12 protein-coding genes, 2 tRNA genes, 1 rRNA gene, 1 other RNA gene and 1 pseudogene are annotated in these 13,305 nt (G+C 33.0%); all 17 read right to left on the bottom strand.

Features of this window, described 5'->3' with window-relative positions:
- Nucleotides 1–153: 153 nt before the first annotated feature.
- The 17 genes and pseudogenes from G9F72_RS00315 to G9F72_RS00235 all read right to left on the bottom strand — a co-directional run bounded on the left by G9F72_RS00315 (nucleotide 154) and on the right by G9F72_RS00235 (nucleotide 13,165).
- Nucleotides 154–1,669 (bottom strand): 16S ribosomal RNA (locus G9F72_RS00315).
- A gap of 698 nt (nucleotides 1,670–2,367) precedes the next feature.
- Nucleotides 2,368–2,622, bottom strand: coding sequence for a pro-sigmaK processing inhibitor BofA family protein (locus G9F72_RS00310; protein ID WP_164959950.1), 255 nt, complete (start codon nucleotides 2,620–2,622; stop codon nucleotides 2,368–2,370).
- Nucleotides 2,623–2,727: 105 nt separating this feature from the next.
- On the bottom strand, nucleotides 2,728–3,006 hold the full coding sequence (locus G9F72_RS00305; RefSeq protein WP_164959949.1) for a DUF2508 family protein: 279 nt from the start codon (nucleotides 3,004–3,006) through the stop codon (nucleotides 2,728–2,730).
- A 61-nt stretch (nucleotides 3,007–3,067) separates the two neighbouring features.
- Entirely contained in the window at nucleotides 3,068–3,664 is a 597-nt protein-coding gene (gene recR / locus G9F72_RS00300) for a recombination mediator RecR (RefSeq protein ID WP_164959948.1), read from the bottom strand.
- Nucleotides 3,665–3,706: 42 nt separating this feature from the next.
- On the bottom strand, nucleotides 3,707–4,045 hold the full coding sequence (locus tag G9F72_RS00295; protein ID WP_164959947.1) for a YbaB/EbfC family nucleoid-associated protein: 339 nt from the start codon (nucleotides 4,043–4,045) through the stop codon (nucleotides 3,707–3,709).
- Nucleotides 4,046–4,291: 246 nt separating this feature from the next.
- Nucleotides 4,292–5,908, bottom strand: coding sequence for a DNA polymerase III subunit gamma/tau (dnaX, locus tag G9F72_RS00290; protein ID WP_164959946.1), 1,617 nt, complete (start codon nucleotides 5,906–5,908; stop codon nucleotides 4,292–4,294).
- Between the two features lie 313 nt (nucleotides 5,909–6,221).
- An RNA gene (gene ffs, locus G9F72_RS00285) (signal recognition particle sRNA large type) lies at nucleotides 6,222–6,487 on the bottom strand.
- 10 nt (nucleotides 6,488–6,497) lie between these two features.
- A tRNA-Ser gene (locus G9F72_RS00280) sits at nucleotides 6,498–6,587 on the bottom strand.
- 123 nt (nucleotides 6,588–6,710) lie between these two features.
- Complete coding sequence (lgt, locus tag G9F72_RS00275; RefSeq protein WP_164959945.1) at nucleotides 6,711–7,475, bottom strand: prolipoprotein diacylglyceryl transferase; 765 nt, start codon at nucleotides 7,473–7,475, stop codon at nucleotides 6,711–6,713.
- A 154-nt stretch (nucleotides 7,476–7,629) separates the two neighbouring features.
- Nucleotides 7,630–7,755, bottom strand: a pseudogene (locus G9F72_RS00270) (iron hydrogenase small subunit); the annotation flags it as partial.
- A gap of 186 nt (nucleotides 7,756–7,941) precedes the next feature.
- A complete protein-coding gene (ptsP, locus tag G9F72_RS00265; protein ID WP_164959944.1) occupies nucleotides 7,942–9,654 on the bottom strand; it encodes a phosphoenolpyruvate--protein phosphotransferase in 1,713 nt (570 codons plus the stop codon).
- Nucleotides 9,655–9,758: 104 nt separating this feature from the next.
- Nucleotides 9,759–10,025, bottom strand: a complete 267-nt coding sequence (locus tag G9F72_RS00260) for an HPr family phosphocarrier protein (RefSeq protein ID WP_164959943.1) — start codon at nucleotides 10,023–10,025, stop codon at nucleotides 9,759–9,761.
- A gap of 176 nt (nucleotides 10,026–10,201) precedes the next feature.
- Nucleotides 10,202–11,140, bottom strand: coding sequence for a 1-phosphofructokinase (pfkB, locus tag G9F72_RS00255; RefSeq protein ID WP_164959942.1), 939 nt, complete (start codon nucleotides 11,138–11,140; stop codon nucleotides 10,202–10,204).
- A 14-nt stretch (nucleotides 11,141–11,154) separates the two neighbouring features.
- Nucleotides 11,155–11,916: a DeoR/GlpR family DNA-binding transcription regulator gene (locus G9F72_RS00250; RefSeq protein ID WP_164959941.1), complete on the bottom strand. Its 762-nt coding sequence runs from the start codon at nucleotides 11,914–11,916 to the stop codon at nucleotides 11,155–11,157.
- Between the two features lie 280 nt (nucleotides 11,917–12,196).
- Nucleotides 12,197–12,412, bottom strand: coding sequence for a (2Fe-2S)-binding protein (locus G9F72_RS00245; protein ID WP_164959940.1), 216 nt, complete (start codon nucleotides 12,410–12,412; stop codon nucleotides 12,197–12,199).
- 20 nt (nucleotides 12,413–12,432) lie between these two features.
- A complete protein-coding gene (locus G9F72_RS00240; RefSeq protein WP_164959939.1) occupies nucleotides 12,433–12,873 on the bottom strand; it encodes a nucleoside deaminase in 441 nt (146 codons plus the stop codon).
- Between the two features lie 215 nt (nucleotides 12,874–13,088).
- A tRNA-Arg gene (locus G9F72_RS00235) sits at nucleotides 13,089–13,165 on the bottom strand.
- Nucleotides 13,166–13,305 lie beyond the last annotated feature (140 nt).

Here is a 13,305-nt window from a genome sequence, read left to right as displayed (position 1 = left end):
CAATTTTCAAAGAACATTTTTAGAAAGATTAAATTTTTAGTTAACTCAGAAGAGTTAACTAAAATTAGTCTCTCAAAATTAAACAGAGAATAGGTTACGAGTAATTACAGTAGATGTTTTGCATTGACCGAAGTCTTTGCATCTACTCCCTAGAAAGGAGGTGATCCAGCCGCAGGTTCTCCTACGGCTACCTTGTTACGACTTCACCCCAATCATCAATCCCACCTTCGGCCGCTGGCTCCTTACGGTTACCTCACGGACTTCGGGTGTTACCAACTCTCATGGTGTGACGGGCGGTGTGTACAAGGCCCGGGAACGTATTCACCGCGACATGCTGATTCGCGATTACTAGCAACTCCGGCTTCATGTAGGCGAGTTGCAGCCTACAATCCGAACTGGGATGAGTTTTTGAGTTTGGCTCCACCTTGCGGTCTTGCATCTCTTTGTACTCACCATTGTAGCACGTGTGTAGCCCTAGACATAAGGGGCATGATGATTTGACGTCATCCCCACCTTCCTCCCGGTTAACCCGGGCAGTCTCACTAGAGTGCTCAACTTAATGGTAGCAACTAATGATAAGGGTTGCGCTCGTTGCGGGACTTAACCCAACATCTCACGACACGAGCTGACGACAACCATGCACCACCTGTCACCCTGTCCCGAAGGACTTCGCCCATCTCTGGGTTATGCAGGGGATGTCAAGTCTAGGTAAGGTTCTTCGCGTTGCTTCGAATTAAACCACATGCTCCGCTGCTTGTGCGGGCCCCCGTCAATTCCTTTGAGTTTTAATCTTGCGATCGTACTCCCCAGGCGGAATACTTATTGTGTTAACTGCGGCACCGAGGTTCGACCCCCGACACCTAGTATTCATCGTTTACGGCGTGGACTACCAGGGTATCTAATCCTGTTTGCTCCCCACGCTTTCATGCCTCAGCGTCAGTTACAGTCCAGTAAGTCGCCTTCGCCACTGGTGTTCTTCCTAATCTCTACGCATTTCACCGCTACACTAGGAATTCCACTTACCTCTCCTGCACTCTAGACACCCAGTTTCAAATGCAGCACCCAAGTTAAGCTCGGGTATTTCACATCTGACTTAAATGTCCGCCTACGCATCCTTTACGCCCAGTAAATCCGGACAACGCTTGCCACCTACGTATTACCGCGGCTGCTGGCACGTAGTTAGCCGTGGCTTCCTCCTCTGGTACCGTCATTATCGTCCCAGAAGACAGAACTTTACAACCCGAAGGCCTTCATCATTCACGCGGCGTTGCTGCGTCAGGGTTTCCCCCATTGCGCAATATTCCCCACTGCTGCCTCCCGTAGGAGTCTGGACCGTGTCTCAGTTCCAATGTGGCCGATCACCCTCTCAGGTCGGCTACGCATCGTTGCCTTGGTGGGCCGTTACCTCACCAACTAGCTAATGCGCCGCGGGTCCATCTCAAAGTGGAAACTCTAAAGAGAATCCTTTGATGTCTCAATCATGCGACCAAAACATATTATGCGGTATTAATCTCCCTTTCGGGAGGCTATTCCCCTCTTTGAGGCAGGTTACCCACGTGTTACTCACCCGTCCGCCGCTAATCCACCCCGAAGGGTTTCATCGCTCGACTTGCATGTGTTAGGCACGCCGCCAGCGTTCGTCCTGAGCCAGGATCAAACTCTCAATTTAAAAGTTTACACTTTTTATTTGAAATGAATAATCTGCGCCAACTGTTAAGCTGGTTAGCAAGCTCATTACATACTTTTTAGTCTTACGACTAAAATTACTTTTTTATCTAAAGTAATTAACTGGTCAAGCGAAATATTATTTCGCTATTTTACCTATTTCTCTGTTTAATTTTCAAAGACCAATTTATATTGTCATCATGCGACGACTTCTACTATTTTATCAGTTTACTTCTATATTGTCAACTTGTTTTTAAATGTTTTTTAATGACTTTCACAAAAATTATTAATTTCATTTTTAATATGTCGTTACTTGTCATCAGCAACATTTAATATCTTATCATAAAACATTTCTCATATAGTTCAGTTTAAAGTAATTAAAATAAAACAGGTGGCGTATTCTTGAATTTTTAAACTTTATCTCCCTATAGCTTATATTGATACACCAGGATAGTTATTTTTTCTCCTTACTACCCTCAGATGACTATCTATTAAAAATAATAATTTCACTAATTATCATATATAGTAAGTATTCACCTTAATAGCTTAGAAATATACTATTTTTAAACCTTTTTTATAAAAAACAAAAATATAAGGCAGTAACATATAAATTGCTAGTATACTGACTAGTTATTTATATGTTACTGCCTTGATCTATTATAAATTGATTATTGATATAAACCAGCTTCATTATAAGTAATATTACATCAATTTATTAAAAATTATTAAAAATATTACTCCTGGCACTCCTAAAAATCCTGCAATAAGTGCAGATACCGCATTTATAGGGATAATTATATCTACAGATCCTCCTATAAAATTAACAAGCAGTAAAAGAAAGACACCCAAAGCTCCGTTTAATATTAACTTACCTAATATTTTTAATGGCCAAGAAAATAGCTTAACCAAAATTACCATGGCAACTATAGCAATTAAAAAATATAATACAACTTCCATATCTAACTCCCCCTTTGTTAATTTAAAATCTTAACTTCTATTTATTATGTTTTATTAATAATATATTTCACAGCTTTCCAAAATATTATTAATTTTCGCATTTTTTTATATATTAATAGTATCTAGCTCTTCTATCATGTAACTGGCATCAATTGTAACATTTTTTCTTTTAGCTTCTAGTAAAAAATATATGTATTTAGCTTTACATTGATCTTCTCTATAAATTGCATAATCTACAAGCTTTAGGTCATCTACCATCGCAAAGCATTTTTTTGCAACTTCCCATTGAAGCTTGGCTTCTTCTAATTGCGTAATAATATCCTTTTGCTCCTGGGTATATTTTAGATTTGAAAATAATATTTCAATTATCTTTTTTCTGTCCATAATAAAAAACCTCCTATTTTATATCTTTTCTAAATTCTTGACATAAAATAGGAGTATTATTCTATATTTCTTTTCTTCCTTCCATAGCTTTAGAAAGAGTTACTTCATCTGTATATTCTAAATCTCCACCAACTGGAATTCCATGTGCTATCCTTGTAACTTTTGCACCTAGTGGTTTCAATATTTTAGATATATACATAGCCGTAGCTTCTCCCTCTATGTTTGGATTAGTTGCTACTATTACCTCATGTACTTCTCCATTAATCCTTCTTATAAGTTCTCTTAATTTTATATCTTCAGGACCTCTCCCAGACATTGGGGATATTGTTCCATGAAGAACATGGTAAACTCCATTAAACTCTCTTACCCTTTCCATGGTAATAATATCTTTTGGATTTTCAACTACGCATACCATACTCTTATCCCTATTGGGGTTAGAACAAATTGCGCAGGGGTCTGTATCTGTAAAACATCCACATATAGAGCAGTATTTCAATGTTCCTCTAGCTTTAACCAGTGCGCCCGCAAATTCTTCCACTTCTTCCCTTGGAAGATTTAGCACAAATAATGCAAGCCTCTGAGCTGTTTTTCGCCCTATACCAGGGAGCTTTGCAAATTCTTCTATAAGTTTTTCTATTGCCACTGGATAAAAATCCAATCTATTCACCTCATAATAATGTAGCTTTTACTCTACTGTTTACTAAAACATTCCTGGCATGTTAAATCCACCTGTTAATTTACCCATTTCACTACTTGTTTCATCTTCTGCTTTTTTCAGTGCTTCATTGCAAGCACTCATAATTAAATCTTGTAGCATTTCAACATCATCTGGATCTATTACTTCTGGTTTTATCTTTACATCAACAAGTTGCCTCTTTCCATTAGCTATTGCAGTTACTGCTCCACCACCAACGGATGCCTCAAATCTTTTATCTCCTAAATCCTTTTGCATTTCTTCCATTTGTTGTTGAAATTTTTGTGCTTGTTTCATTAGACTATTCATATTTCCACCCATACCTGGAAATCCACCTTTTGCCATAATAGTTACCTCCTATTTATTAGTTATTCACCTTAATATTATTATATTTATATCCTCTAGATTCATAACAAAAAAATTAATATTAATTTAAATCTTTATAATCTAAAAGGATATATATTGCTAATTAACAATAGCTTTTCTATATTATTATATACTAATACCTATAATAATTTCCATTAAAATAGTAAATATTTTTTATAAATATATTAATTATAGTAACCTAGTTCTATTTATCTATTAACATAGCTATTCATCTAGTATTTCCACAAGATCTTCTCCAAATGTTTCTATTAGTATGTCCTCTGGTGATCTTACCTCTTTTTCATCAGCTTCTACAGTATATTTTATTTTTACTGGTTCTTTTAGTGATTCAGAAAATATTTCTTCTATTATATTTCTATTTTCTTCTTTATCTAGTCTAATTTTATTAAAGGCATATTGTTTTTCATAACTTAGCTCTATTACGCCCCCTTGGCAAGATGCAATTTCTCCTGTCAGTAAAGAAGCATATATAACCATATGTCTTCGTGCTTTAAACATGTCTAAAATATCCTTAAAAGACTTTTTAACAGTTTCTACGGTTAACGTAGAATTAGGATTATGAGTTTGCACTGGTCTTATTTGTGCTTTTTTATTTGGCTTATTTTCTTTTTTTCCACCATTCTTTTCAGAAACACTAGGAGTTACGCTTTCACAAGCTACAGTTATCTTTCCTTGTTTTATTACTTCTTCCAATTTGTTTATTCTAGCTAATAACACTTCTTTTGATGTATCATATTCTATTTTGCACATTTTAATAACTGCAAGTTCTAAATAAATTCTATTTTGTTTGCTCCATTTAGCTTGTTCCTCTGCATCTTGTAGTATCTTTATATTCCTCATAATTTCTTCTACTCTTATTTTAGCTGCTTGTTTTTTTAAAATGATTATATTTTCACTAGACATATCTAAAATGTCTTCTACATCTTCACTTACTTTAGCCATGAGCAGATTTCTCATATGAGTAGTCATATCTTTTATAAATACATATATATCCTTACCACTATAAACTATTTCATTTATACTCTTCATCGCAGCTTCAATATTTCTATCTATTATACTGTCTGAAAGTATTGTAAGACCCTCAGAGGTTACAAGGCCTAGCATATCGATAACACTATCGTACTCTACCTTGTCTTCATTCATTGATATTGCTTGATCTAAAATACTTAAGGCATCTCTCATCGCTCCATCGGAAACCCTTGATATTAATTTCAAACTATTATCTTCCACAAAAACCCCTTGCTCCGTAGCAATTTTTCTAAGTCTTTCAAATATATCTGCACTTTTTATTCTTTTAAAGTCAAATCTTTGACATCTAGATAATATAGTTATTGGCAGTTTTTGAGGATCAGTTGTGGCTAATATAAATATTATATTACTTGGTGGTTCCTCCAGGGTCTTTAAGAAAGCATTAACTGCTCCTATGGATAACATATGAACCTCATCTATTATATAAACTTTATACTTAGCTTCCTGAGGCGGATATTGAACATCTTCAATTATATCCCGGATATTATCTACTCCATTATGGGATGCTGCATCTATCTCAGTAACATCTATTGCTGTTCCTGAGTTTATCTTGACACACATATCACATACATTGCAAGGCTCTCCATGATCCGAATTTGTGCAGTTAACCGCTTTTGCCAGGATTTTAGCCGTGGATGTCTTTCCTGTTCCTCTTGTTCCGCATAAAAGATATGCATGAGCTATCCTTTGGTTATTTATTTGATTTTTTAAGGTTATAGTAACATGCTCTTGACCTACTACATCTTGAAAAGTTTTTGGTCTCCATTCTCTATATAAAGCCTTATATGCCACAAATTTCACCTCTTTTAAGTAATAGTATTTACTTCTATTAAAAATCTTTATTAATTGTAAATACAAATATTAAAATTTGTATTTACTCCATAAATAATTATATCATTTAAATCAATTTATTAGTTTATATTTATAAAAAAAAACAAAATCATGAATTATCATGACTTTAAATATATTTACCAATTAATTGTAATTTAATTCATTTGTTCTTATAGAATATGGAGGCTTTCCTTCCGAAATGTGGTTATAACTTTGTAATTTCAGGTAAATAAAAAAAAGATACCTAATAGGCATCTTATAATTCTTATGTAGACCGTACACCTCGCTTCGATTAATAAACTATGCGCGTTACCTATACAGTTAACTCAAACCAGGTTGACCCACGGCACATGGAAATGTTCACTTACCGCTGCTTCCTTCCGGACCTGACGGGGTTCATGAGTTTCCATTGCGTGGGGCCCAGTTCTCAACGCCACTTATATAGGTCAGACCACACATTTTATAACCTAAGCGAGGAATTCACCCCTGCTGTAGCGGGTTGCAGGTTACAGGGCACCGCTGACTCCCCGGCTAGTACGGAAATATAAACTGGCGGAAAGAGAGGGATTCGAACCCTCGGTAGAGTTTCCCCTACACACGCTTTCCAGGCGTGCTCCTTAAGCCACTCGGACATCTCTCCATAAAGTATATTGTGTTTTGTTAACACGAAAGTAGTGCAACAAAATCAATTATACTATTAATAAGTAGTAATTTCAATAGTTTTTTATTTAAATGTTCTTGAAAGTTATCCCAAGCATTGAAATTATTCTAAAGTCTTCCTTTTATAATTAATTACAAGGAATATAATCCATAGTGCAATTCCTGTTAAGCTTATTAGTTGTGCTACCCTTATACCTGCAAACATTAAACTATCAGTTCGGAGTCCCTCTATAAAGAATCTTCCTAAAGAATATAATCCTATATAGCTAAAAAAAACAGTTCCACGTTTAAATGTTTTTGACAATAAATAAATCAATAATAAACATACTATCACATTCCAAATTGATTCATAAAGAAAGGTCGGATGATAATAAACTCCATCTATTAGCATTCCCTTTTGTATAAAATCAGGAAATTTGCTTATAAAAGTTTGAGTAACTGGTCCACCATGGGCCTCACTATTAAAGAAGTTTCCCCATCTTCCTATAGCCTGCCCAATAATTATAGATGGTGCTGCTACATCTGCAAATTCTAAAAGATTCTCTTTTTTATACCTTGTATATATTAACGCTGCTATCATACCAAATATAATTCCACCATGTATGGCAAGCCCACCTTGGCGTATATTGAATACTTCTATTAGATTATCCTTATATTGGTTAAATTCAAATATTACATAGTAAGCTCTAGCTCCGATAATAGCTATAGGAAAAGATATTAAAGTAATATTTAAAAGTTCATCATAATTAAGATTCTTTAACTTAGAAGTAAAATTAGCTAATACAATTCCAACCATCATTCCCGTTGCAATAAAAATACCATACCATCTGATATCTAATCCAAATATATTAAAAGCTATTGGATTCATAATTAAGCCCTCCTTTATATTGCTATTTTGTACATTGCTTAAAAAATACTAATAAAAACAAATAAAAGAATCAAGTTTTAAATTAAACTTGATCCTCTATAATTAATCTAATATTAATTGTGTCCCACTATGATAAAAAAGTAAAGACAAATATTTAAAGTTTACTTCTTTTTCTATACTCAGTATGCAATAACTTGTGACTTAAATGACTACCAGGTGCCACTAAAAACTCCTCATATATTTTGGTTATATGTGGATTTTTATGTGATTTTCTAATAGGTAGAGCTTCGTCTTACTTTCATATCTAATATCAATTCCTCCACATTCTGAATTTGTTAGAATATTAACAATATTCTTATTTATATTAAGTTAAATTTATTTTTCATTGTATAAATACCCATTTAATACAATGAAAAATAGGTAACTCCATAATTCTGGAGTTACCTATATGTTAAAAAGTCACTATTTAATGTTTTACATTTATATTTTTTTCTATGAATTTCTCAACTTCCTCGGCTGTAGGTAGTTTAATAACTTGATTCGCTAAATCTCTCATTTTCTCCTGAGATATATTTCTAATAATCCCTCTTGCCCTTAAGATTGATATAGGACTCATACTAAATTCATCCAGGCCCATTCCAATTAAAATAGGAATTAGTTTAGGATCTCCCGCTACTTCTCCACACATACCTACCCATTTACTTTCACTATGAGCATTATCTATAACCGTTTTTACTAGTCTTAGTAATGCAGGATGAAATGGATTATACAAATGAGATATTTTTTCATTCATTCTATCTACTGCAGTTGTGTATTGAATAAGATCATTAGTTCCTATACTAAAAAAGTCTACCTCTTTAGCAAATAAATCTGAAATAATAGCAGCTGCAGGTATTTCTACCATAATTCCCACTTCTAGTTTTTCATTAAATGCTATATTTTCACTGTTCAATTCATTTTTTACTTCTTCTAAAATCGCCTTTGCTGCTCTTAATTCTTCAATACTAGAAATCATTGGAAACATTATTTTAATATTTCCATAGGCACTAGCTCTTAGTATTGCCCTTAATTGAGTTTTAAATATATCTACCTTATCCAAACAAACTCTTATAGCTCTATATCCTAGAAAAGGATTCATTTCCTTAGGTAGATTTAAATAATCTAATTCCTTATCTCCACCAACATCTAGTGTTCTAATAACTACAGGTTTATTTTTCATCTTCTGCGCGACTTCCTTGTAGGCTTCGTACTGTTCCTCTTCAGTTGGTGCTGATGTCCTATCCATGTACAAAAATTCAGATCTATATAAGCCTATGCCTTCAGCATCATTATTTAAAACACTCTCCAAATCCTTTGGAGTTCCAATATTTGCAGATAATTCTACTTTTATCCCATCAGTAGTGATGCTTTCTTTTCCTATTAATAGCTGTAACTCTTTTTGAGATTTATTATATTCTGCCTTTTTCTCTTCATATTTATTTACTATTTTTTCTTCTGGATTAACAAATATTAATCCTTCTTCACCATCAAAAACTATTAAATCTCCATTTTTAACGTTATGGGTTATATCTTTTACTGCGACTATTGCAGGTATTTCTAAAGTTCTAGCCATTATAGCAGAGTGTGAAGTTCTTCCACCAATTTCTGTTATAAAACCTAAGACCTTTTTTTTGTCTATCTGTGATGTATCGGAAGGAGTTAAATCACGGGCCACAATTATGACTTCATTAGCTAACTGTCCAAAGTTAACCTCTTCAATATTCAACAGCTTTTTCATAAGTCTCGATGTTACGTCCTTTATGTCTGCTGCTCTTTCTTTCATATATTCATTATCCATAGCATCAAACATAGCTATGAACATTTCTGAAATCTCTTTTAGTGCCCACTCCGCATTAACTTTATCATCTTTAATTTTTTTCTCAATTTGCTCAAGCATTTCTGGATCCTCGAGTATCATTAAATGAGCTTCAAATATTGTAGCTTCATTTTCGCCTATGTTTTTTAACACATTATTATATATATCCTGGATTTCACTTTTGCTATTTTCCATAGCCACCTTATATCTTTTAATTTCCTCTTCACAACTTATAATATCTTTTTTCTCTATAATAATTTTCTTTTCTTCTTTTAATAAAACTTTTCCTATTACTATTCCTGGTGAAACTCCAATACCCTTCACTAAATTACCTCCTTATAAGCGAAATTCACTCCTTGCAGCAAATTTAAGTATTTTACTGGCCTAGGAGTGAATTTTACTTTATATTGTTTATAAATCATTACTTTTTAAAGTTCTACGATTTCTTTCTCAATTACTATTTTCAATTCTTCTACTGCCTTTGTTTCATCGTCTCCAGATGCTACAATTTTAATTTTATCACCTTTTGAAGCTGCCATACTTAATATGTTTATTATACTTTTTGCATTATACTCTTTTCCGTCCTTGATTAAAGTTATATGAGAAGTAAACTTAGATGCTTTTTTAGCCACAATGCTTGCTGGTCTTGCATGCAAACCTTGCTCATTCATCAACACGATTTCTGCTTCGTACATAAAGACATCTCCTTTTTTTCATAGTTTAGCTTAAACCAATTTATTTTTTTTAAAGTTCGCATATATATATTTTACCCTATTGTGCATGTATAAACAATGACTAAATTCATTAATGCACTGCTGAAGTATTCATTAATATGTTTCTTTAACAATAATATCCTTTTTTAATAATAAAATCATCCTTTCGTTATATAATTTATAGTTATTTCCTTTTTCAGCCTCTCTATGTCAACGAATCTACCTGTTTGAGTTCCTTCAGTCATTACATTCGCTGTACTTGTTGCACAGGCTAGTTTTACAGCTTGTTCAAAACTATAGCCTTCCTGAACTGCTACAGCCAAAGCTGCAACCATAGAATCACCAGCCCCCACTGTACTCTTAACTTCTACCTTTATTCCCTTTACTTTTGCTACCTTATCGCCACTTATGAATATGGACCCCTCTGACCCTAATGAAATTACTACATATTTTACTCCATACTCCAATATTTTTTTAGCAGTTTCAATAACTTCATCTTCGCTATTAATTCTTATATCAAAGGCTTTTTCAAGTTCGTCTATATTTGGTTTTACCATATATGGGCCAGCTTTAATTCCTTGCATTAGCATTTCGCCTTCTGCATCTAATATAACCTTGCCACCCTTGATTTTTATGCTTTTAATTATGTCAGCATATATGGAGGTACTCACTCCACTTGGCACACTGCCTGAAAGAACTACTATAGAATCACCTTTGCAATGCTCCATAATTTTCTGTTTTATATTAATGATATCTTTTTCTCCTAAACTAGGCCCATTTTCGTTTATATCTGTATGTGTATTATTAACCTTATCAAAGATTTTTAGATTAGTTCTAGTTTCTCCTTTTACAGTTAAAAAACTATTATCAATATTTAAATCATCTAAATAATTTTTTATTTGATTTCCACTGCTTCCACCTAAAAAACCTAAAGCTATACTTTTATGCTTTAACTCCTTAATAACTTTAGATACATTGATACCTTTTCCTCCAGCATCAACTCTTGTAGACACGATTCTATTAACAGTATCAATTTTAAATCTGTCTATCTCAATAGTTTTGTCTAAAGCTGGGTTTAGAGTCATTGTTATTATCATTTTATCACCCCAATTTATTTTGCTTTGATAACTTTTATATCTTTTTCTTCAAATTTTTCTATTAATTCATCCTCTAATTGGTTATCTGTAATAATTATATCAATACTATCTAGGTCAACGATTTTAGCAAAGGAAACTTTGTCAAACTTAGTATGGTCACATACTACAATAATTTTCCTTGCTATTTTTATCATTTCTCTTTTAGTAGTGGCTTCTATAATATTTGGTGTGGTAAGTCCATTAATAATACATACACCGTTGGCGCCTATAAAAGCTTTATCTACCCTGAAATTTTTAAATGTATTATCTGCTACAGGTCCTACCAGCGCTCTAGTTTCCCATCGCAATGTACCACCAGTAACAATTACCTCCACATTCTGTTTTTTATAAAGCTCAAAGGCTATATCCACAGAATTTGTTAACACCGTTATGTTTTTTGCAGTTATGTGCCTAGCAATATTAAGAGTAGTGGTACCTGCGTCTAAAACTATTGTATCCCCATCCACTATCATGGATGCTGCAAGCTTTCCTACAGATTCTTTCTCATCATAAAACTTGTCTATCTTTTCTGAAAAAGTAGGTTCAAATTTAGTATTATCATTTAGCACTGCTCCACCATGTACTCTTTTTATAAGTTCCGCCTCTTCTAATTCTTGAAGATCACGTCTAATGGTAACTTCCGATACTTCATAAGTCTTGGATAAATCACACACTTTTACTTTTCCATTTTTATTTAAACTATCTAATATTTTTGATTTTCTTTGTTCTGCAAACATAATTTAAAAACTTCCTTTTACCATATTTGGAATAAGAATAATGTTTGTTTATATTTGTTTTAGTTTCATTTGCTTTCGCTTATGTTCATCCTAGTATATTATGATATCGTTGTCAACATGTAAAAAATGTTTTTTATGCTAATAAAAAAACTTTTATTTTATAGGTTAAACCACATTACAATAAATAATCTTCAAAAAAATAAAAAACGAAACCTGTTTGGCTCCGCTTTTATTATTATAGACTCAATTTCTAAATTTCTTAAACTATCAACCTATGTTACTAGTTCCCCAATTGACTTTTTAAAAGTTCCTCTATCTTAGGAGTACACCTATGACCTTTGCAACCACCTGACCCTGCTCCTGTAGCTTTTTGAACTTCTTCCACAGTTGTTGCGCCATTTTGTATAGCCTTCTTTATTGTAGATCTTGGTATAGCTTTACATAAACATACTTTTGTAAGTTTATCCATTATTTCATTATTTATATTGCCATCCATAATATTTATCTCCTTTCAACTTATCTTTTATCTTTAAAAAAATCAGTCAATAAATTACCACATTCCTCATTGTATAACCAATTTATTTCTGTCCAGTGATTTAATGCATCATTTTGAATTAGATTTATAACTGAACCACAGGCACCTACACTAGGATCAAACATGCCTATATATAATTTATTTATTCTAGACTGTAATATAGCCCCTGCACACATAGGACATGGTTCTAAAGTCACATACATATCACATCCAGTTAATCTCCAACTGCCTATTACCTCACAAGCTTTTTTTATAGCCAAAATTTCTGCATGAGCGGTGGCATCTTGAAGAGTCTCTCTCATATTATGAGCTCTTGCAATTATTTTGTTGTCTTTAACTATAACTGCACCTACTGGCACTTCATGTAATAATAATGATCGTTTTGCTTCCTTTAATGATTCATGAATAAAATAGTTTTTCATGTAAACCCCTTCGCCTTATAACTAATCATTGTTTATTAGTTTTCATTATTTATATTATACTTGTTATCTATTAGACTTTCAATACATTATATACTTTTATTTAATAGCTATGGCATATAGTCTATAAAATTTAAGTAATGAGATTAAACAATTATTTTTTTAAAATTTCCAAGGAAATAAAAAAACTAGCAAAGTATTAAACTTTGCTAGTTTCTTGGTGCACACGAGAGGAGTCGAACCTCCGGCCTTCCCCTTAGGAGGGGGACGCTCTATCCTACTGAGCTACGGGTGCAAATTTAATTGTACCATAATATTCTATTACACTTTTATAATTATGTCAACCTACTGATGTCTAAAACCTGAAATTATATAATTATTAAATTGAAATGTAAATTGCAAGACAAATCCATGTTTTCTGAAATATAAATGATT

Origin of the sequence: Clostridium estertheticum, assembly GCF_011065935.2 — a bacterium.
Lineage (GTDB): Bacteria > Bacillota > Clostridia > Clostridiales > Clostridiaceae > Clostridium_AD > Clostridium_AD estertheticum_A.
The sequence above is the reverse complement of the archived record's forward strand: the minus strand, read 5'-3'. Positions and strand labels throughout refer to the sequence as shown.

Bases quoted from the DNA above. Each gene is read 5' to 3' on its own strand.
- G9F72_RS00310 (WP_164959950.1), bottom strand. From the start codon at position 2,622: ATGGAAGTTGTATTATATTTTTTAATTGCTATAGTTGCCATGGTAATT.
- G9F72_RS00305 (WP_164959949.1), bottom strand. From the start codon at position 3,006: ATGGACAGAAAAAAGATAATTGAAATATTATTTTCAAATCTAAAATAT.
- G9F72_RS00295 (WP_164959947.1), bottom strand. From the start codon at position 4,045: ATGGCAAAAGGTGGATTTCCAGGTATGGGTGGAAATATGAATAGTCTA.
- lgt (WP_164959945.1), bottom strand. From the start codon at position 7,475: ATGAATCCAATAGCTTTTAATATATTTGGATTAGATATCAGATGGTAT.
- G9F72_RS00260 (WP_164959943.1), bottom strand. From the start codon at position 10,025: ATGTACGAAGCAGAAATCGTGTTGATGAATGAGCAAGGTTTGCATGCA.
- pfkB (WP_164959942.1), bottom strand. From the start codon at position 11,140: ATGATAATAACAATGACTCTAAACCCAGCTTTAGACAAAACTATTGAG.
- G9F72_RS00250 (WP_164959941.1), bottom strand. From the start codon at position 11,916: ATGTTTGCAGAACAAAGAAAATCAAAAATATTAGATAGTTTAAATAAA.
- G9F72_RS00245 (WP_164959940.1), bottom strand. From the start codon at position 12,412: ATGGATGGCAATATAAATAATGAAATAATGGATAAACTTACAAAAGTA.
- G9F72_RS00240 (WP_164959939.1), bottom strand. From the start codon at position 12,873: ATGAAAAACTATTTTATTCATGAATCATTAAAGGAAGCAAAACGATCA.